Consider the following 18,955-nt stretch of genomic DNA (forward strand, 5'->3'; position numbering starts at 1 on the left):
CTCGTGACTCAGGCGGTTGCGCGCGCGATGGCCGCTAGGTAGCGATCCTCGACGACTGTCACGTCGAACTCGCGCTCGGCTATCTCGCGACTGCGTACACCCATTGCCGCCCGTGTGTCGGTGTCCAGATCAAGCAATGCAAGCATCGCGTCGGCCAGCGACCGCGCATCGCGTGCCGCGCACAGGAAGGCGTTCTCGCCGGCACGCGCGATCTCGGTGCAGCCGGGTACGTCGGTGGCGATCAGCGGCCGTCCCATTGCGGCTGCCTCGAGCAGTGAGCGCGGCATGCCCTCGCGATAGGACGGCAGCACCACCGCGGTCGCGCGCGCCAAATGCGGCCGTACGTCGGCGGACTCGCCCAGATAGGTGAGGACACCCTCGCGCTTCCAGCATTCAACCATGGCCCGGTCGATCGCGGTGCGGTTCGCCACATCGAGAAACCCGAGCAGTTCGAACGCTACATCGGGACGCGCCTCGCGGACAATCCGCGCGGCATTTGCGAACTCCACCACACCCTTATCGCGCAGCAGCCGCGCGACCATCAGCAGGACGGGCGTCGGTGATTCCTGCGCGGGCGCGGGAACGAACTGCGCGAGGTCGATGCCCGAGCCCGGCAAAAGCGCGGTCCGACCATCGCGCACCATGCGCTGGGCGACGAACAGGTCGCGGTCGTGCGCGTTCTGGAAGAAGACGGTCGCCGATCGCGAGAGTGCGGCGCGATAGAGCTGGCGTACCAGCCGGGTCAGCAATCCCACCTTGATGAAGGCCGTGCCGAGGCCCGAGATGTTGTTAATCACCGGCACGCCTAGCGCGTGCGCGGCCAACGAGCCATAGACGTTCGGCTTGATCGTCCAACCGAGAAATGCGACCGGGCGTAGCTGTTTGAGGATGCGGAAATACTGTGCGGCGAGCTTCAGGTCGCGCACCGGCGACAGCCCCTTGCTGTCGATCGTAATTGGAAAATATCGCACGCCGAGCGCCACGAGCACTTCGCTGTGTGCATCGCGCGGCGCCAGCGCAACGACGTCATACCCTTCCCGCTGCAACCGCGCGACCAAGTTGCGACGGAAATTGACAATGTTCCAGCTCGTGTTGATCGACAGGACGATCGTTTTGATTGGGGTCTTCATGGGCCTCCGCGAACCGCTATGTCGATACAGGCCGAGCGTCTATGCGCTGGACCCGGTCGTGACGAGAGCTATATCGCTGACGTCGCCCGACGCCGGGTCTCGAACGATTGGATCCGATTTGCTCCCCTACTGGCTGCTGTTCATGCTATGGTCGGCAGGTGCCGTTCAGACCGAACGCCGAGGCATGCAGAACGCGCGACTGTTGTTCTTCGTCGGGGCGACCATCCTAACGACGCTGATAATCGGACTTAGGTTCGAAGTGGGCGGTGACTGGGGCGCCTATCAGCGTATGTACAACGACATCTTCTTCCTATCGCTACCGAACGCGCTGACGACGACCGATTCTGGCTATGCGGCGCTCAACTGGCTAGCGGCGCAGATCGGCCTCGACATAACATTCGTCAACCTCGTCTGCGCCATGCTGTTCATGAGCGGATTGGCGCGGCTCGCTTGGCGTCAGCCCAACCCGGCCTTAGCCATATTGGTCGCCGTGCCGTACTTCATCATTGTCGTGGCGATGGGGTATACCAGGCAGGCCGCGGCTATCGGTATCATATGTTTCGCGATCGCGGATACATCAGAACGGCATCTCATCAGGTTGGTTATCCTGATTGGTATCGCCGCGTTGTTCCACAAAACCGCGATCCTGATCCTGCCGATCGCGCTGGTGCCGGTGTTCCGGCGCAACGTCCTGCTTGGCGGTATCGGCATCCTATTGTTCATTATTCTGTTCATGCTGCTGCTTCGCGACAATTCGGACAAGCTGCTCACGAACTACGTTCAGGGTGATTACGATTCGCAGGGTGCCGCCATTCGCGCGGCGATGAATGTTGTGCCAGCCGTCATCTTCTTCATACTGCGCAAACGCATCGATCTGCCGCCTTTCGTCAAGAGTTTCTGGGCGACCTGTGCGGTACTGTCGATCGTTTCGGTCTTCGCGCTTGCAACGGCGTCAGCATCATCCGGCATTGATCGCCTGTCACTCTACATCATCCCGCTGCAGCTCGTCGTCTATTCGCGGCTGCCTTATATCCTTTCCAGTAACGGTCGGGCCATGCCCTCCATTTTGATGGCAGTCGTCGCCTACAGCTTTCTCGTCCAATTCGTCTGGCTGAACTATGCGCAGAACGTTGAGTATTGGCTGCCCTACACTGCGTCTCTCTAGAGAGCGCAGCGCCAACAAATTACGAAACCTGATGCTCAGCGTGCCGTGGCCATAGCTCTCGGCATCAAACCCATGCCGCGGATGATGTCGCGCGATCCCTGATGCGAGAGATGCCCGTTCGTGATGAACCAGATGCGCCGCGTAGGCCAAGTCACATAATGATCACTGCGGCGTAAATAGTCATCGAACATGATCACATCAACGTCTGAGGTGGTCCGGACGGCGGACACAAAGCGCAGCACCCTGGCCCGGAACAGCTTGTAGTCCGCATCGGGGATGTTGCAGTCGGCGAAGCGCCCGAGGGTTGGCAGCGACCGCAGCCGGCGCTCGACGCATCGCCCAGCATCCCATCGCAGCGCAGGTGGAGGCCCGACCACGACCACCTTCTTGCCGAGCGCCCGGATACGCCGGATCGTGGCGTCGAACGCTTTCACCGCCGGTGCGACGCCGCCCGCCAATTCACCCTTACCGTTGGCATAGAGATTAATCCCGTCATACATATAAGAATCGAAAACGCTGGCGAGGATTACTGTATGAATGGTTGGCGTCGCTTTCAGATATGCGAAGACGTCGTCATTGTACGATAAGCACCCCTTAGCCCAATATTCGTTCTGCTCGGATCCTTGGAGGTGCGAGAGCGGCGAGATGCCGAGGATCGGCCCACAGATATATTTGGTTGCCTGCGCGATCTCCTGCGCCCGGCGTTCCTGGACGATACCGGGTATCAGGTGCATGGCGTAGCTGTCTCCCCATACCAGTACGGTCGGACGATTGGAGGTAGCGCAGGCCGGCGAGAAGACGAAGCTGCGATCCGACACGCAGGATGGCATGAAGCCGGTGACGCCACCGCGTTCCTCGACAAAGCGCGCAGGTGCCCGACCAAGTGCGATCGCAACTATAGGAAGCGTGATGACCATGGCCGATAATGCCAGCGCCATCGCTGCCCTTGGCCAAGTGAACCCGAAGCGCGCCTTATGTACCGGCTGCTCGACCAGCGAATATTGCAGCCATGCGACGACTAGACTGGCGATGAGCAGACCGAGCGTGACCGGCAGCGGCAGATCGCCGATCCACATATGGTTCGCCAGCGCGAACAAGGGCCAGTGCACGAGATACAGCGAATAGGAGATGTCGCCCACCCAAGTCACCGGCCTGAACACGGACGCGTCGAAGCCAACATGCGCGCGCAGGATCACGACGAGAGTGGCAAAACACGCGAGCACCGCATCCGCCCCGGGGTGCAATCCTCCGATCGGAAAGACCAACAGGACAGGGATCGTAGCCAGCGCTGGCCAGAACAGCGGCACGACGATGCGCCGGACCGATGCCCGCCCAGTGATCAGCGCGCCGACCGATCCGATCCCCATTTCCCATGCGCGCATCGGGAACATGTAAAAGGCAAGACTCGGCTGCCGGTATCCGGCGACGATGCAGGCCGCAAGGCTGATCGCGGTCAGGATCAGCGCAACGCGCAACCACAATCGCATTGGCAGGAATGCCAGCATTGCGGGGACGATCACATAATATTGTTCCTCGATCGACAGTGACCAAGTGTGCAGGAGCGGCTTCAAATCCGCCTCGCCGCCGAAATAGCTGCCCTGCCGCGACAGGAAGATATTGGCTGTGAACGTGACGGCCCCGAAGACCTGCCGCGCGAACAGCAGATAATCCTGCGCCGTCAGCAGGAAGGAGGCGGCGACCGAAGTCATGGCGAACGTTACATACGCGGCCGGCAGCAGCCTTTTCGCGCGCCGGAAATAGAACGCCTTGAAGCTGAACCTTTTCTCGCTAAGCTGCTTGGCGATCATGCCGGTGATGAGAAAGCCGGATATGACAAAAAAAATGTCGACGCCGAGATATCCGCCAACGAGAATATTGAGGCGGGTATGGAAGAGGACGACCGCCAAGACCGCTATCCCGCGCAGGAACTGAATATCCTGCCTCAATGCTCGCTGCACGCCTTCATCCCCCGACTCGAAAGAGCTATCCGGGTGCCTCCACGAAAAGGCAAGCCCGGTCTGCGAACGCCTTCGATCGGTTTGACGAAGCGCGGTCGTGTGCCGTAACGGCGCAGTGGAACAGGCCGGGCGAACCGGCAGAAACAAGCCGGTAGAGGGCGATTAAGATGCGACCCAGGGGCTCGGCGTACAGGGCAGATATTGATGGGCTCCGGGCGATCGCAGTCGGCGCGGTGCTGCTGTTCCACGCTTATCCCGGCCGACTGACGGGCGGTTTCGTCGGCGTCGATATCTTCTTTGTCATCTCGGGCTTCCTGATCTCGCGGATCATAGCGGGAAAGCTCGCGGGCGACAGCTTCAGCTTGCGTGGTTTCTACGCTGCGCGCGTGATGCGGATCTATCCGCTCCTAATCCTGGTGCTGGCTGCGACGCTCGTCGCCGGCTGGTTCGCGCTGATGGCGGGCGCCTATACAGACCTCGGCTGGCAGACGGTCGGTGCGACTGCCTTCGTTGCCAACCTGCTGTTTTGGCATCAGGCTAATTATTTTAGCGCTGGCGCGCTTGATCACACGTTGCTGCACCTCTGGTCGCTTGGCGTGGAGGAGCAATTCTATCTCGCTTGGCCGCTGATCCTAGCCGCTGCATTCCGGTTCGGCGTGAACCTGCGCGCGACTGCGATCCTCATCGCGCTTGCCTCGTTCGTATGCGCTGTGTGGCTGAGCAGCCACAATCCCACCGCTGCCTTCTACTCACCGATGAGTCGCGCCTGGGAATTGATGGTTGGCGCACTTGTTGCACTGTATCCGCGCACGCTCGCGCGGCCAATCGCAGAGAGTGCAACCGTAACGGGCCTGCTACTTATTACTGCAGGGCTGGTGCTGATTGACTACAACACGCCCTTTCCCGGCTGGAGCGCATTGCTTCCGTGCATCGGCACTGCGCTGCTGATCTACGGCGAAGGCAGTTGGTTCAATCGGACGATCCTAGGATCAAGGCCGTTCGTCTTCGGCGGGCTAATTAGCTATTCGCTCTATCTGTGGCACTGGCCGATCTTCTCGTTAGCCGCAATTCTCCACTATGGAGATCTGCCGCACGGTGCTGCCAAAATCGGGCTGATTGCGCTCAGTGTCTCGCTGGCCATCGCATCCTTCTACCTGATCGAGAACAACGTGGGGCTGCGACGTCATCTGACCGTCATGCGACTGGCGATCGCGATGGTGGTCGTCGCGCTTGCCGGCCTGGGCATCGCACTGTCCGGCTTTCCGCAGAGGCCAATCAACCAGAATCCGCGACGTCGTTTCGTCGAGGCATACAAGCAGTTGCATCGTACGGGTCTTGGCGATGCCTATCGGTTGGACTGCGATTTCATGGACCCGACGACGGGCAGCACGCGCAACGCTATCCCGCGCGACTGCACGGTGGGGGGTGCACGCGCAACGGTTTTCCTGTGGGGCGATTCTCACGCGCAGGCGCTGTCTGCGGGGCTGCGTGCGATCCTGCCGCCGGGCATCGCGCTGGCGCAGGTCGCCTCCGGCGGCTGCCGCCCGTCATTCGAATCGCTCGCGGAGATGCAGCGCGACGCCTGCGGACGCAGCACGCGGCTGGCAATCGATAGCATCCGCCGGCTGAAGCCCGCGGTTGTCGTTCTCGCGCAGCGCCAGAATCATGCCCGGACCGACTGGAACGCGCTGGCGACCAGGCTGCACGGCATCGGCGTGGCTCATGTCGTGCTCATCGGCCCCGCACCCGAATGGATCCCCTCGCTCCCTGACATCGTCGCCAGCAATCTTTGGGGGAAATCGGACACTCATACCGCTATCGGCCTAGACCAAGACCTGATCGCGGCGGACCGGGTACTCGCGCGCCGTTATGCGTTATCGTCCTCCCTGCGCTACGTCTCGCTCGAAACGTCGCTATGTGACGCGCGCGGCTGCCTCGTCCGCGTGCCAGGACTGCCCTATGATCAGCTGATGGCGGTGGATTACGGCCATCTGTCGCCCGAGGCGTCGCGCTATGTCGGTCGGACGATTCTAGCGCCGGCGATCCTGCCGATGCTGAAGATCACGCAGCGCTGAAGCTCAAGCCGGGGCGCGACTTGGCAACACCGTCTGCACCAGCCTTACCCAAGCCTTGGCGAAGAGCGGGCGCTGCGCGATGACCCCGGCCAGCGTCCGCCGCGCGGAGCCGTGCTGCCCGAGCCGCAGCTGTGCAACGCCGATGTCGTAATGCCGCTCGACAATTGAGCGGCGCGCCACGCGACGAAAAGCGGGATAACGTTCGGCGACGATTTCATAATAGCGGATGACCTCGCTTAAACCGTCGATCGCGCGCAGCGTGAAATTTGATGCGTGCCGGCGATAACGCGCATGGATACCCGGCACGAAGCCGAACATCCCGTCAGAACTGCCGTTGGTTAGCATCGATTCGAACCAGAACATGTGGTCCGATACCATCGGCAGCTGCACCTCGTAGCCAGCGGCGGGCATCGCTGACGTGCGGACCATCACCGCGCAGGCGCAATAGAACCCCTTGCGCAGGATGTCGGCTGCGTCGGAGCCCGCCATCAGACCTGGCGAGAAATCGTGCGGCGGGCGTGATCCGTCCTCATAGAACACCTCTACCTGATGGCCGCACACCCGCCGGCGCGGATCTACCTTGAACCAGGCGACCTGCGCGGCGATTTTGTCGGGCAGAAGCACGTCGTCGCCACCCATGAAAGCGACGAAATCGCCGCGGCAAGCGAAGAGCGCGACATTGGAATTGGCAGTGATCCCCAACCGCGCAGGATTAAAGATTCCCCGCACGCGACCTGGATGCGCCCGCTCGTAGCGCCGAATGATGGCCTGCGTCTCATCGGTGGAGGCGTCGTCGGCAACCACCACCTCGACATTGGGATAGGTCTGCGTCAGCGCGCTCTCGATTGCCTCGGCAATATAATCCTGTTGGTTGCAGCTGATGATACTGATCGACACCAAGGGCGTGATCGCGGAGTCGATTGAGGCCATGCGGGCTTGTCGTAGATCGACAGGGGCGATGCAAGCCTGCCTGCCGCCTTTAGGACATTGATGGTACTGGCAGACTCGCCGGTTGCATCGGCCCGCAAGCGATGCATAGAACTCTTGCACTCTTGCTCCTGATATTGAGAATTCCGACACCTATGGTCGACAGCCTTCCTCCCGGGTGCACGATGCACCAAAACCCGGTTCGTGGCGACGAACGCGGCAAACTCGTCGCGCTTGAAGGGGGTACTTCGGTGCCGTTCGACATCGCGCGGATCTATTACCTTTTCGACAATGTCCCCAACACGGAGCGCGGTTTCCATGCGCATCGCGCTCTCCAGCAATGGGTGATCTGCGTCGCCGGATCGTGCAAGATAACGCTAGACGACGGTACCACACGTGGCTCGGTCATGCTCAATAGTGCGGAAATTGGTCTGCATATCCGTCCAATGATCTGGCGTGAGATCAATGATTTTAGTCCCGGCACGGTCTTGCTGGTGCTCGCTGACGCGGTCTATGACGAGGCCGACTATATCCGGGACCATGCCGAATTCCTCAAGATTGCGTGCGCATGACCGTCCCGTTCCTCGACCTCGGCGCCGCATATCGGGAGATGGCCGCAGAGATCGACGCGGCGCTGGCTCGGGTCGCCGCCTCGGGCTGGTTCATCGGAGGCCCCGAATGCGCTGCCTTCGAACGCGCGTTCGCCTCGCAGATGGGGGCTAATCATGCGATTGGCTGCGCCAACGGCCTCGATGCGCTGCACCTGACGCTCCGCGCGATGGACGTGGGGCCGGGCGACGAGGTGATAGTCGCCGCCAACGGCTTCGTTGCGACCCTGCTCGCGGTCAGCATGACAGGCGCGACGCCGGTGTTAGTCGAGCCCAACCCCGCCACCTATAATCTCGATCCGGCGCGGATTGCCGCGGCTGTTACGCAGCGTACCCGGGTAATCTTGCCGACGCACCTTTATGGCCAACCGGCGGACATCGACGCGATCTTCGAAATCGCTCGCGCGTACGGTCTGCGCGTGCTGGAAGATGGCGCGCAGGCTCATGGCGCGCGCTATCGCGACCAGCCGGTTGGTGGGCATGGCGATGCGGTGACCTGGAGCTTTTATCCGAGCAAGAATCTGGGCGCGATGGGCGATGGCGGGGCGGTGACGACAAACGATTCCGCGCTCGCTGAACGAATCCGCACGCTTGGCAACTATGGATCGCGTATACGCTATGTGAACGAAGAGCGCGGCGTGAACTCGCGGCTCGATCCACTCCAGGCGGCGGTACTCGCGGCCAAGCTGCCGCGCCTTAATCACTGGAATGACCGCAGACGCGCGATCGCAGCGCGTTACTTGGAAGAGCTGGCCGGCCTCGATCTGGTTCTACCACACGTGCCCGATTGGGCCGATCCTGTGTGGCATCTCTTCGTCGTGCGCACGGCGCGGCGCGAAACGCTGATGGCCGCGCTGAAAGCCGCAGGTGTCGAGACGCTGATCCATTATCCGATTCCGCCGCATCTTCAGGCCGCCTATGCCGATCTCGGCCATGCCAAAGGTGCTTTCCCAATCGCAGAAGCACTCGCCGACGAGGTACTGAGCCTGCCGATCGGTCCCCACATGAGCGATGCGGAGGTGGACCAGGTGATTGCCGCGGTAATCGCCGCAACATGACGGTCGCGCCTGTATTTGTCCATCCGCTGGCAGATGTCGCCGCAACGGCGACAATCGGCATGGGCACGCGTGTGTGGCAATATGCAATCATTCTCGCCGGCGCGCGGATCGGCGAGGATTGCAACGTCTGCGCGCACACCTTGGTAGAAGGCAACGTGGTGATAGGCGACCGGGTGACGGTAAAGAGCGGCGTCTTCCTATGGGACGGGCTAGTGATCGAAGACGACGCCTTTCTAGGCCCTAACTGTATTTTCACCAACGACAGCCATCCGCGTTCGCGCCAGCGCAAGCCCTATCCCGTCACGCGCATAGAGAAGGGCGCGAGCATCGGCGCGGGGGCAATCGTCCTGCCCGGTCTGACTATCGGCGCGGGCGCAATGATTGGCGCGGGGGCGGTGGTTACCAAATCGGTGCCCGCTGGCGAGACGTGGGTTGGCAACCCCGCCCGTCACCTCGTCGCCAGAACCTGATCTTCGCCATGGCTAACAACGATATCGACCAGACAGAGTCGCATCGCCGTATTCTGCGTACCTCGTCAATCATCGGGGGGGCTGCAGTCATCAACATCGCAGTCGGCTTGGCCAAGACGAAGTTCGTGGCGCTTCTACTCGGTCCCGCCGGCCTAGGCCTGATCGTGCTGCTCCAGAATCTTCTAACCACCGCGGCCGCGATCGGCGCGCTCGGTCTCGCCTCGTCGGGAACGCGTCAATTGTCCGCGGCGATCGGCGCCGAGGATCAGCCACGCATCGCCATCGTCCGCCGCGCCCTACTGCTAATTACTGGACTCCTCGCGATCGCGGCCTGCTTGGTGTTCTGGTTTGCGCGCGACGCGCTCGCCGTCTGGGTTGCGCCCGACGGCGCGCTCGGCCGGTCGCTCGGGTGGCTGGCGCTCGGCGTCGGCCTGACGATTGCAGCACAAGCGCAATCGTCACTGCTCGCCGCGTTTCGCCGGATCGGCGACATGGCGTGGGTGAGCATCGCCTCGGTCGTAATCGCGGCGATCGTCGGCATCGTCGCGGTAGCCTGGTTCGGCGAAGGCGGCATCGCCATCTTTGTGCTGATGCCGGCCGCGGCAACTTTTATAGTTGGCCACATCTTTGTCGCACGCCTACCAAAGGTGCCCGCCGCTGATGTTTCAAAGGGTGCGGTCGTGGGCGAAATGCGCGTGCTGATCAAGTTCGGGCTCGCGCTAACGGTCGCGGCAGTCGGCGTACAGCTTGGCCAGCTCGCCGCGCGCACTCTGATCCAGCGCGATCTGGGAGCGGAAGCGGTCGGCTGGTTCCAGGCGTCCTGGTTGATATCGGTAACCTACATCACCTTCGTACTGCAGGCGATGGGGGCAGATTTCTATCCTCGCTTGACTGCGACGATCCTGGATGCCGCAGCCGCCAACCGACTGGTGAACGAACAGACCGAAGTCGCTATCCTGCTCGCAGCCCCCGTGCTGCTCGGCACGCTTGGGGTCGCGCCGTGGATTATGAGCCTGCTCTATTCCAGTGCTTTTTCGCCCGCCGTGCCAGTGCTGCAATGGCAGGTGCTGGGCGACGTGTTGAAAGTCGCAAGCTGGCCTCTCGGCTATCTGTTGCTCGCTGCCAATTCCAGCAGGAGCTACATGATCGGCGAGATCGGCGCGGTGATCACGCTGCTCGCGGTCCTTGCGCTCGCGCTGCCGCTTTTCGGTCTCCAGGCGGCCGGCCTAGCGGTGGTCGGCATGTACCTGTTCTACCTGCCCTATGTGTACGGCGTCGCGCATGTCCGTCATGGTTTCCGCTGGACGCCTATCAACATCCGGTTGATGGCCGGTCTGTTGGCCGCCAGCGGTGCGACGTTGCTGGTGTCGCGAGTGATGCCGATCACCGGCGCGCTGCTGGGGCTAGCACTTGCGGGGAATGCGGGTGGGCTGTTCCTGTGGCGGCTGCGCGACATGCTGCCCGGGCCGGTCGCGACCGTCGTCGCGCGCCTGCGCCGGATCGTCGGACATGGCTGAGCGCGTCCTGCTGCTCAGCCTGGCTGACCTTTCCGCGCCGTCGGGGGGCCGCGAGATGCTTGGGCGGATCAACCTGATCCTGCTGCACGATCTGCTGGGTGATCGTCTGGTACATATCCGGCCACGACATGCCAAATCGCCCCTGCGGGAGGCGTGGCGTGGCCATATCAACGGGATCGATACCGCGTTGATTGCCGATTTGCTCACGACCATCGCGGATCGTGGTATCACGCAGATGGTCATCGACGGATCTAATTTTGGAGCCGCCATCGCTGTGGTTAAGTCGCGCGCGCCGCATGTCCGCATCATCACCATTTTCCACAATGTCGAGGCACGGTTTTTCTGGGGCGCATTCCAAGCGCGCCGCAGCGCGAAATCGTTCGCGGTACTCGCCGCCAACTATCTCGCCGAGCGCAAGGCGGTGCGGCATAGCGATGTGCTGGTCACGTTGAGCGCACGTGACTCTGCCGGACTACGCCGCCTTTACGGCCGCGCCGCGGACACGGTGGCACCGATGGTGCTGGCCGACACCACGTCCTTCGTTACCGCCACGTCGTCGTCGAGGCAGGCATATGCGCTGTTCGTGGGCGGCGCCTTCTATGCCAATATTGCCGGCATCGACTGGTTCGCGCGCGTGGTGGCACCGCAGATTGGGTTGCGCGTCATGGTGGTCGGCCGCGGCATGGACGTGCTGGCGCAGCGGTTCGCCGGCAACGATCGCGTAACTCTGGTTGGCGGTGTTGACGATCTTTCACCCTGGTATGCGGATGCGGCGCTAGTGATAGCCCCAATCTTCGACGGCTCGGGGATGAAAACCAAGGTCGCCGAGGCACTGATGCACGGTAAGCATGTCGTCGGCACGCCCGAGGCCTTCTCGGGCTATGCCGACGACGTGGTTGCCACGAACCGCTGCTGCGCCGATGCAAATGCGTTCGTCCGGGCAATCGACGCGAGCCTCGCCTCTCCCCCGCCGCGTTACGATCCGGCCATGCGAGCGCTCTACGAACGTGATCATTCGCCGTCAGCCGCTCGCGCGCGACTAGCGCGCATCCTCAGGATACCCAATCAGACGAGCGACGCGTAGAGGTCGGCGACTTGGTCGGCTAGGCGATCAAACGTGAAGTCCTTCAACCGATCGTGTCCGAAGGCAATCTGCCGGTCGTGTTCGCGCTGAACGCCCCAGACCCGCTCGATCGCGTCTGCCGCACCGCCCGCGTCGTCGATCGGAAAGTATACACCCTGTCCTAACGTGAGTTCACGGAAGACTGCGGTATCGGCGAGCACCATCGGCTTCTCCGCCGCCATCGCCTCGACGATCGGGATCCCAAACCCCTCGTAGCGCGAAGGAAAGGCGAGCAGCCGGCACCCCGCATAGATTGCACGGACCGCATCGTCGTCGGCATGCTCGATCAGAGTAACCAGATCTTTCAGCCCATGCGCGACGATGTGCGCGCGGATCGTCGCGCGGTCGCCGCCATCGTTGCCGACGATTACGAGCGGATGCGATGTGCCGCGCGCGCGCAACACCGCGACCGCGTCGATCAGTAACGGCACGTTCTTGCGCGCCTCGAGATGACCGAGCGCGAGGATATAAGATTGGGGCAGGCTGTAACGGGCGCGCACATTGGCGATCGACGCAGCCGAAGCCACCGCGAACGCCGTCCGATCGACGCCGTTATAGATAGTCGATACCTGGGCCGAGGGGTGGAACGCCGTGATCTCGTCCGACACCGCATCCGACACTGCGATAATCCGGTCGGCATGCGACAAGGCATGGCGCATGATCGGCTTGGCGATCATGCGCGTGAGGACCGGCGCATCGGCGCGCAACGGTCGAAGATCGTGGATCGTCAGGATGGTCGGGCAGTCGGGCGCACGGACCAGTGGAAGGTGAAAGGCCTCGAACACGTCGAGCCGATCCTGCCGCAGCTGTCGATGCCAATAGCCCATACCGGCCCGCACGCGCGCCAGCCGGCCAACACTAGGGATCGGCGTCGCACAAGCCGTGACATTGGTCGCGACACCGAACCAGGTAGTGATCCGCTGGTCCGATGGTTCGTAGACTACGAACTCGATGTCCGGGTTCCGCCGGATCAGCGCGCCATATATCCCCAAAAATCGCTGGTTGGCGCCCGACGGCCGATCGTTGAAGCAGGTGGCGTTAAGACCGATACGCATAATTAGGCGACGATGCCAAGCAGTTCAAAATGTCGGCGAATCACGACATCCTGGTGGAACGGCCGAACTCCTTCGGCGAGGATATCGGGTGCGATCGGACGTTCGAGCGCGCGGGCAATGCCGGCGGCCAGGTCCTCAGGGTCGCGCATCCGCGTGAGGTAACCGTAGCGCCCTTCCTGCAGCACCTCGCGGGGGCCCGTCGGGCAATCGACAGACACCGGCGTGCAGCCTGCCATCATCGCCTCGACCAGCACGTTAGGTAGCCCCTCGACATGCGAGGACAGCGCGAACACGTCGGCGCGTGCGAAATACGCCAGCGGATTGTCGGTGCGTCCGGGCAGGCGGACATGCTCCTCCAGCCCGAGTTCACCCACCAATGCCTCCAGCGTGGGTCGCGAACCGCCCTCACCTAGGATCACCAGCCGCACCGAACGGCCGCCAGTGATCAGAATGCGTACCGCGCGAATGAGGTCATCGAATCCCTTCCACGGCATCAAGCTGCCTGCGCCGACGATCAGCGGACGCGTCTTGTCGTTAAACCACGGGTCGTCGACTGCCTGGGCGATCTTGGCGCGCGCCGCGGGCTGATCGACGATATTGTAGACGCAGACGTGCTTGGCGTCGGGAAACACGTCGCGATACTGATCGACCATGTCGTGCGATACGCAGGTCAGCGCATTGGCGCGCCATGCGACCGCACGCGCCATCCACTTAAGCAGCCAGCGCTTAGTGAAAGGCGTGCTCGAATAGGTGTCGTACGGCGTCACGCGCGACGAGCCGCTGATCTTGGCCTTCGACTGCGTCAGGATCGCCGCAACCAACAGAATCGTGTTAAGATGATCCTCGGCCGAGAACACCACGTCGGGCTTGGCACGACGCAAGTAGCGCACAAGATAGGAGAACATACCGCGCGTCTGTCCGCTGCCAATGACAGTTACGCGCACGCCAGGCGCGGGCGGGATCTCGAGATTTGCATCGCAGCGCCCGATGATCAGATCGACCTCGTGCCCCATCGTGGCAAACGCGGCGGCAAAGCGCCACTGCGCCAGCGGCACGCCCGAAATGGCGTAGCGCGGCGTGATGACCGCAATCTTCAGGCGCGTCATCGCGTAAGCAGACTCCGGTACGCGCCAGCGTCGAGCCTGGCTGCGGCGAGGAACAGGAAATTGTTGTAATATTGCCCTGTGTGACCCTCGAAATCCGCCAACAGCTGATGGCGCGCTGGATCGAATTCGGCGAGCGGCACCAGTTTATCATTGCGCAGGAAAAAGCCTTGGTAGCCGAGCGCCAAGATGCGCGCGAAGATGTCGCCGATAGGCTTAGCGAGATGGCGCTGCTCGATCTCGATCAAAAGTGCGGGCAACGATGCTGCGATCGTCAACAGCGCACCTTCAATCACGCTCTGCTCGTGCCCCTCGACATCGATCTTGATCAGCGTCGCGTCGCGGAAGCCGTATCCGTCGAGCGTCGCAATCAATACAGTTTCGACCCTCACATCAGTACCGTCCCCCTGCTCGATGCCATGCTCGATCGAGGCTGACGCATCGTGTTCGATCCCTACCCGATCGATCGGGATCGCCAGCTCGGCGGTGCCGCTGCTTGCCGACAGCGCAACCGCGTGGACGTTTACAGCCGCCTGGTGCGATGCCCAGTCGCGAAGCACGCGCAGGCATACCGGATTGGGCTCGAACACCTCGACCCGCGCGCCGAGCGCGTGCAGGCGGTAAGCATACGTGCCGCGGTTGCCGCCGACGTCGATCACCCGGTCGCCGCGCGACACTAGCGCCGGCAGCAGCGACATCTCCGGTTCTAGTTCTTGGCGCAGCCGCCCGTAATGATATTTGATTGGCACCTGCAGCCTGGGAGGCAACAGATCCCGCATGACACCCTTCAACCCCAACATGTACATTCCTCGCGAGAAGCGGATGCCGTTAGCGTATAATCAGTTCAACCCAAAATTTCCGATGCATCGCGCGTAAACGGCGGAACATCTGGACTTTCATCATCCAATCGGCTTTCGCACAGTCGGTGCGAAACCGCCAGGTGACCACGAGGTCTTCCTGGTAGCTATGAGGGTCAGGGTATGTGCGGCGTCGCCGGTTTCTGGAGTGAGGCGGGCGGGTCGGTCGATGTGACGCCGATGGCCGACGCACTACTGCACCGCGGGCCCGACGCGGGGGCTACGTGGTCCGACGCCCAGGCCGGCATCGCGCTAGCGCATCGCCGACTCGCGATCATCGACCTGTCGCCGGCTGGCGCGCAACCAATGGCCTCGCCCGACGGGCGCTACGTGATCGTCTATAACGGTGAGATCTATAACCATATTGATCTGCGAGCCGAACTGGAAGAAACGGCTGAAATTCCCTGGCGCGGTCATTCGGACACCGAGACGCTGGTGCACGGCATCGTGCGATGGGGGTTGGAGGCGACCTTGCAACGCGCGGTCGGCATGTTCGCAATCGCACTCTGGGACCGGCAGGAACATACACTCAGCCTGGCGCGCGACCGGATCGGCGAGAAGCCGCTCTTCTACGGCTGGGCCAAGGACGGGCTGATGTTCGGGTCCGAACTGAAGGCACTGCGCCAGGCGCCGGGGTTCGACAATGCAGTGAACCCCGACACGCTGACGCTCTACCTGCGCTTCAACTACGTGCCCGCGCCCTGGTCGATCCTACGCGATATCTACAAGCTTGAACCCGGCGTGATCGCGACGTTCACGCATGAAGCGTTGGGTAACGCCCCCCCTGCCCCGCCGACCGCCGACGGCACGGCATATCCGGGAATCACCGTGCGGCGCTACTGGTCGCTGAGCGCAATTGTCGCGGCCGGTACGGACGACGGCATGACCGAAGCCGAGGCACTGTCCGGTCTCGAGACGCGGCTGTCCGAGGCGGTGCGCCAGCAGGCGATCGCCGACGTGCCCGTCGGCGCATTCCTATCGGGCGGCGTCGATTCATCAGCGATCGTCGCGCTGATGCGCAATGTGACGGAGGCGCACGTAAAGACCTTTACGATCGGGTTCGCCGAAACCGGGTTCGACGAGGCGCCTTATGCACGTGCAGTCGCCGAACATCTCGGCACCGATCACCACGAAATGTACGTAGGCGCCGAGGACGTACGCGCCGTGATCCCCGATCTTGCACGTATCTACGACGAGCCGTTCGCGGATTCCTCGCAGATACCGACCGTGCTGCTCAGCCAACTGACACGTCAGTCGGTGACGGTTGCCTTGTCGGGCGACGGAGGGGATGAGCTGTTCTGTGGCTATAACCGCTATCTTATTTCACGCCGCACCTGGGAAAGAGCAGCACGCATCCCGGAGCCCGTGCGGCGCAGGCTTGGAAAGGCCCTAACGTCGGTTTCGCCATCGCGTTGGGACAGTCTCACCGGGCTGCCCGCGGTGCCGGGCATCTCGCAACTCGGCGACAAGGTTCACAAGGTCGGGCGGATGCTGCAGACCTCTCTGGGCATCGCCGACATCTACCGCGCGTCGAGTGAGGAATGGGTCGGCAGGCTGCCACTAAAATCATCTGCGCGACTTGCTGCAGGGATCGATACTCCGCCGGTGCTGCGTGACACTGCGCAGGAACAGATGATGCACTGGGATATGCAGTCGTACCTACCTAACGACATATTGGTGAAGGTTGACCGCGCGGCAATGTCGGCGAGCCTCGAGACGCGCGTGCCCTTGCTTGATCACCGCGTGGTGGAACAAGCGTGGGCAACACCGCTCGAGTTCAAGATGCGCGGCGGGCAGGGAAAATGGGCGCTTCGACAAATATTGTACCGCTATGTGCCCAAGGAGTTGATCGAGCGCCCCAAGGCGGGGTTTGCGATCCCAATTGGCACGTGGTTGAGAGGGCCCTTGCGCGAGTGGGCGGAGGATTTGCTATCAGACAACGCGCTAGCAAAACAACCTGCGCTCGATGCCGGCATGATCCGGGCACGCTGGGCCGAGCACCTCGCCGGTACGCACGACCGAACCGCGTCGCTTTGGGGTGTACTGATGTTTCAAGCATGGGCCCGTGAGTGGAACGCGAACTGATCGCTAAAAGGGCTTAGCGTTGCCGTTTGACGACCTGCCCCTTAGAGCCAGCCAAATTTTCCAGGAGTGATCGCATGCGCGTTCTCGTTACCGGCGCGGCCGGGTTCATCGGCTTCAACGTCAGCCGTCACCTGCTGGCGCGCGGCGATACGGTGCTCGGCATCGACAGTCTCAACGACTATTACGACGTCACGCTGAAGCATGCGCGGCTGGCCGAGCTCGCCACTTTGGGTGCCGGCTTCGCGTTCAAGCAGGTCGATTTTTCCGACCATGTCGCGCTCAATGCCGCGCTCGACAGCGAAGCGTTCGACCGGATCGTCCATCTCGGCGCGCAGGCCGGAGTCCGCTACTCGATCGAGAACCCCCGCGCGTATCTCCAGGCGAACCTGGCCGGCCATCTCAACATGATCGAAGTCGCCCGGCACCGACAGGTCGAGCATATGGTCTATGCCTCGTCGTCGTCAGTCTATGGCGGCAACGACACGCTGCCGTTCCGCGTCGAGGACCGTGTCGACCAGCCGCTGTCGCTCTATGCCGCCACCAAAAAGGCGGACGAGCTGATGAGCGAGACCTATGCGCATCTCTACCGCGTTCCGCTGACCGGACTGCGCTTCTTTACCGTCTATGGCCCCTGGGGCCGCCCCGACATGGCGATGTGGCTGTTCACCAAGGCGATCTTTGACGGGCGGCCGATCGACGTGTTCGGCGAGGGCAACATGCGCCGCGATTTCACCTATATCGACGACATCGTCGCCGGTATCATCGCCTGCCTCGACAATCCGCCTGCGGACGATGGTACGCTAAAGGCAGGCGGCAGCGTCAGCCCGCACCGCATCTACAATATCGGCAACAGCCGCTCGGAAGATCTCGGCGAGATGATCTCGCTGATCGAGCGGGAGTGTGGCCGTCCGGCCGAACGTCGGCTGTTGCCGATGCAGCCAGGCGACGTGCGTGACACCTTTGCCGATATCAGCGCGATCCAGCGTGACCTGGGCTACGAACCCCGCACTACCATTGCTGAAGGTGTGCCACGTTTCGTACAATGGTATCGCGAGTATCACGGCCTCTGATATCATGGGTCAGGCCGCGCGCTGTATCGCGAACCTTTCGGCACAGTGATTTGATGATAAGTCAGTTTGCTCCACACAGCCGAAAAGCGGAACCTGCCGACAGATGCAGAGTTCCGCTTTCTGCGATCTGGAAGTTCCTACAACCAAAAGTTTCGCAGCGATTTTACGTGACAATGTAAGCTACTCCGGTTTATGGGGTTCACGATATTAGGTTCTCCGATTCCTAAAAGGGGATGAAGGCGTGAAATTGAAGTCTCTTTATACGGCAGTGGCGGCGCTTTCGCTCGTCGTAACGCCGACCATCGCAGCTGCGGCACCTGTTGCCACGCCGCTGACCCAGCCAGCAACCGAATCGGTCGATGGCGATAACGCCCTTGCTGGTGGTGGCTTCATCATCGCTGCGTTTGCTGTTGTTGCAATCGGCCTTGGCGTCTACGTTGCAGCTGATTCCGATGACTCGCCCAACAGCCCGTGAGCTGATTGGTTTTGTTTTAGAAAAAGGCTCGGGTGGCTCGCCATTCCGGGCCTTTTTCTTGTCCATAAAATTTAATCGATCGATCGCCCATGTTCTCGATCAATCTTCGACTTGGAATTCTAGGCCTTCTTGCATCAACTGTGGGCGGACCAGCATACTGTCATACTGAAATACAGAGCTCAACTAGCCGCAGGACACCCGTCGAGGTGACGCCGAGCTTAATACGAGCTTCGACATTATCAGGCCGAGAAGAGGATGGCCGGGTCGAGCAGATTGCCT

General features: G+C 61.9%; 16 protein-coding genes. 10 read left to right on the forward strand and 6 right to left on the reverse strand.

What is annotated here, in order from left to right; genetic code table 11:
• Positions 1-8: 8 nt before the first annotated feature.
• Positions 9-1,130 carry a glycosyltransferase family 4 protein gene (locus ASE79_RS19205; protein WP_056420636.1) on the reverse strand — a complete coding sequence of 374 codons (1,122 nt, stop codon included), beginning with the start codon at positions 1,128-1,130 and terminating at the stop codon, positions 9-11.
• Between ASE79_RS19205 and ASE79_RS19210 the strand changes: the two genes are divergently transcribed.
• Positions 1,078-2,295: an EpsG family protein gene (locus ASE79_RS19210; protein ID WP_082445460.1), complete on the forward strand. Its 1,218-nt coding sequence runs from the start codon at positions 1,078-1,080 to the stop codon at positions 2,293-2,295. The genes ASE79_RS19205 and ASE79_RS19210 overlap by 53 nt on opposite strands.
• A 35-nt stretch (positions 2,296-2,330) precedes the next feature.
• Here the strand turns inward: ASE79_RS19210 and ASE79_RS19215 are convergent, their stop codons facing one another.
• A complete protein-coding gene (locus tag ASE79_RS19215) occupies positions 2,331-4,253 on the reverse strand; it encodes an acyltransferase family protein (protein WP_162237071.1) in 1,923 nt (640 codons plus the stop codon).
• A 167-nt stretch (positions 4,254-4,420) separates the two neighbouring features.
• On the opposite strand from ASE79_RS19215, the gene ASE79_RS19220 reads away from it, so the two are divergent.
• Complete coding sequence (locus ASE79_RS19220) at positions 4,421-6,328, forward strand: acyltransferase family protein (RefSeq protein WP_082445462.1); 1,908 nt, start codon at positions 4,421-4,423, stop codon at positions 6,326-6,328.
• Positions 6,329-6,331: 3 nt separating this feature from the next.
• On the opposite strand, the gene ASE79_RS19225 is transcribed toward ASE79_RS19220, so the two are convergent.
• Positions 6,332-7,258, reverse strand: coding sequence for a glycosyltransferase (locus ASE79_RS19225; RefSeq protein ID WP_056420646.1), 927 nt, complete (start codon positions 7,256-7,258; stop codon positions 6,332-6,334).
• A 152-nt stretch (positions 7,259-7,410) separates the two neighbouring features.
• Here ASE79_RS19225 and ASE79_RS19230 point away from each other — a divergent pair, with 152 nt between their 5' ends.
• The 5 genes from ASE79_RS19230 (at position 7,411) to ASE79_RS19250 (ending at position 11,992) form a co-directional block, all read left to right on the forward strand.
• Positions 7,411-7,827 (forward strand): sugar 3,4-ketoisomerase, encoded by a 417-nt coding sequence (locus ASE79_RS19230; protein WP_200910420.1) that lies wholly within the window; start codon positions 7,411-7,413, stop codon positions 7,825-7,827.
• The gene (locus tag ASE79_RS19235) at positions 7,824-8,921 is read left to right on the forward strand and encodes a DegT/DnrJ/EryC1/StrS family aminotransferase (RefSeq protein WP_056420648.1); all 1,098 of its coding nucleotides are present in this window, start codon (positions 7,824-7,826) and stop codon (positions 8,919-8,921) included. The genes ASE79_RS19230 and ASE79_RS19235 overlap by 4 nt, the downstream gene beginning before the upstream one ends.
• Positions 8,918-9,391: an N-acetyltransferase gene (locus ASE79_RS21955; RefSeq protein ID WP_056420651.1), complete on the forward strand. Its 474-nt coding sequence runs from the start codon at positions 8,918-8,920 to the stop codon at positions 9,389-9,391. Before ASE79_RS19235 ends, ASE79_RS21955 begins: the two co-directional genes overlap by 4 nt.
• Before the next feature lie 107 nt (positions 9,392-9,498).
• Positions 9,499-10,908, forward strand: a complete 1,410-nt coding sequence (locus tag ASE79_RS19245; protein ID WP_162237072.1) for an oligosaccharide flippase family protein — start codon at positions 9,499-9,501, stop codon at positions 10,906-10,908.
• Positions 10,901-11,992, forward strand: a complete 1,092-nt coding sequence (locus ASE79_RS19250; protein WP_056420659.1) for a glycosyltransferase — start codon at positions 10,901-10,903, stop codon at positions 11,990-11,992. The genes ASE79_RS19245 and ASE79_RS19250 overlap by 8 nt, the downstream gene beginning before the upstream one ends.
• Here the strand turns inward: ASE79_RS19250 and ASE79_RS19255 are convergent.
• The 3 genes from ASE79_RS19255 to ASE79_RS19265 are packed head-to-tail and all read right to left on the reverse strand — an operon-like array spanning position 11,974 to position 14,989.
• Complete coding sequence (locus tag ASE79_RS19255) at positions 11,974-13,086, reverse strand: glycosyltransferase family 4 protein (protein ID WP_056420663.1); 1,113 nt, start codon at positions 13,084-13,086, stop codon at positions 11,974-11,976. The genes ASE79_RS19250 and ASE79_RS19255 overlap by 19 nt on opposite strands.
• 2 nt (positions 13,087-13,088) lie before the next feature.
• Positions 13,089-14,192 carry a glycosyltransferase gene (locus ASE79_RS19260; RefSeq protein ID WP_056420666.1) on the reverse strand — a complete coding sequence of 368 codons (1,104 nt, stop codon included), beginning with the start codon at positions 14,190-14,192 and terminating at the stop codon, positions 13,089-13,091.
• Entirely contained in the window at positions 14,189-14,989 is an 801-nt protein-coding gene (locus ASE79_RS19265) for an FkbM family methyltransferase (protein WP_162237073.1), read from the reverse strand. The genes ASE79_RS19260 and ASE79_RS19265 overlap by 4 nt, the downstream gene beginning before the upstream one ends.
• Positions 14,990-15,169: 180 nt before the next feature.
• Here ASE79_RS19265 and asnB point away from each other — a divergent pair, with 180 nt between their 5' ends.
• The 3 genes from asnB to ASE79_RS19280 all read left to right on the forward strand — a co-directional run bounded on the left by asnB (position 15,170) and on the right by ASE79_RS19280 (position 18,676).
• Positions 15,170-17,131, forward strand: a complete 1,962-nt coding sequence (gene asnB / locus ASE79_RS19270) for an asparagine synthase (glutamine-hydrolyzing) (RefSeq protein ID WP_056420670.1) — start codon at positions 15,170-15,172, stop codon at positions 17,129-17,131.
• 74 nt (positions 17,132-17,205) lie between these two features.
• Complete coding sequence (locus ASE79_RS19275; protein WP_056420673.1) at positions 17,206-18,201, forward strand: NAD-dependent epimerase/dehydratase family protein; 996 nt, start codon at positions 17,206-17,208, stop codon at positions 18,199-18,201.
• Positions 18,202-18,442: 241 nt separating this feature from the next.
• Entirely contained in the window at positions 18,443-18,676 is a 234-nt protein-coding gene (locus ASE79_RS19280) for a hypothetical protein (RefSeq protein WP_156359778.1), read from the forward strand.
• Positions 18,677-18,955 lie beyond the last annotated feature (279 nt).

This window comes from Sphingomonas sp. Leaf28, from assembly GCF_001421685.1.
Lineage (GTDB): Bacteria > Pseudomonadota > Alphaproteobacteria > Sphingomonadales > Sphingomonadaceae > Sphingomonas > Sphingomonas aurantiaca.

Bases quoted from the DNA above. Each gene is read 5' to 3' on its own strand.
- asnB (WP_056420670.1), top strand. From the start codon at position 15,170: ATGTGCGGCGTCGCCGGTTTCTGGAGTGAGGCGGGCGGGTCGGTCGAT.
- ASE79_RS21955 (WP_056420651.1), top strand. From the start codon at position 8,918: ATGACGGTCGCGCCTGTATTTGTCCATCCGCTGGCAGATGTCGCCGCA.
- ASE79_RS19225 (WP_056420646.1), bottom strand. From the start codon at position 7,258: ATGGCCTCAATCGACTCCGCGATCACGCCCTTGGTGTCGATCAGTATC.
- ASE79_RS19250 (WP_056420659.1), top strand. From the start codon at position 10,901: ATGGCTGAGCGCGTCCTGCTGCTCAGCCTGGCTGACCTTTCCGCGCCG.
- ASE79_RS19235 (WP_056420648.1), top strand. From the start codon at position 7,824: ATGACCGTCCCGTTCCTCGACCTCGGCGCCGCATATCGGGAGATGGCC.
- ASE79_RS19210 (WP_082445460.1), top strand. From the start codon at position 1,078: ATGTTCCAGCTCGTGTTGATCGACAGGACGATCGTTTTGATTGGGGTC.
- ASE79_RS19230 (WP_200910420.1), top strand. From the start codon at position 7,411: ATGGTCGACAGCCTTCCTCCCGGGTGCACGATGCACCAAAACCCGGTT.
- ASE79_RS19275 (WP_056420673.1), top strand. From the start codon at position 17,206: ATGCGCGTTCTCGTTACCGGCGCGGCCGGGTTCATCGGCTTCAACGTC.
- ASE79_RS19260 (WP_056420666.1), bottom strand. From the start codon at position 14,192: ATGACGCGCCTGAAGATTGCGGTCATCACGCCGCGCTACGCCATTTCG.
- ASE79_RS19255 (WP_056420663.1), bottom strand. From the start codon at position 13,086: ATGCGTATCGGTCTTAACGCCACCTGCTTCAACGATCGGCCGTCGGGC.
- ASE79_RS19205 (WP_056420636.1), bottom strand. From the start codon at position 1,130: ATGAAGACCCCAATCAAAACGATCGTCCTGTCGATCAACACGAGCTGG.
- ASE79_RS19265 (WP_162237073.1), bottom strand. From the start codon at position 14,989: ATGTTGGGGTTGAAGGGTGTCATGCGGGATCTGTTGCCTCCCAGGCTG.
- ASE79_RS19220 (WP_082445462.1), top strand. From the start codon at position 4,421: ATGCGACCCAGGGGCTCGGCGTACAGGGCAGATATTGATGGGCTCCGG.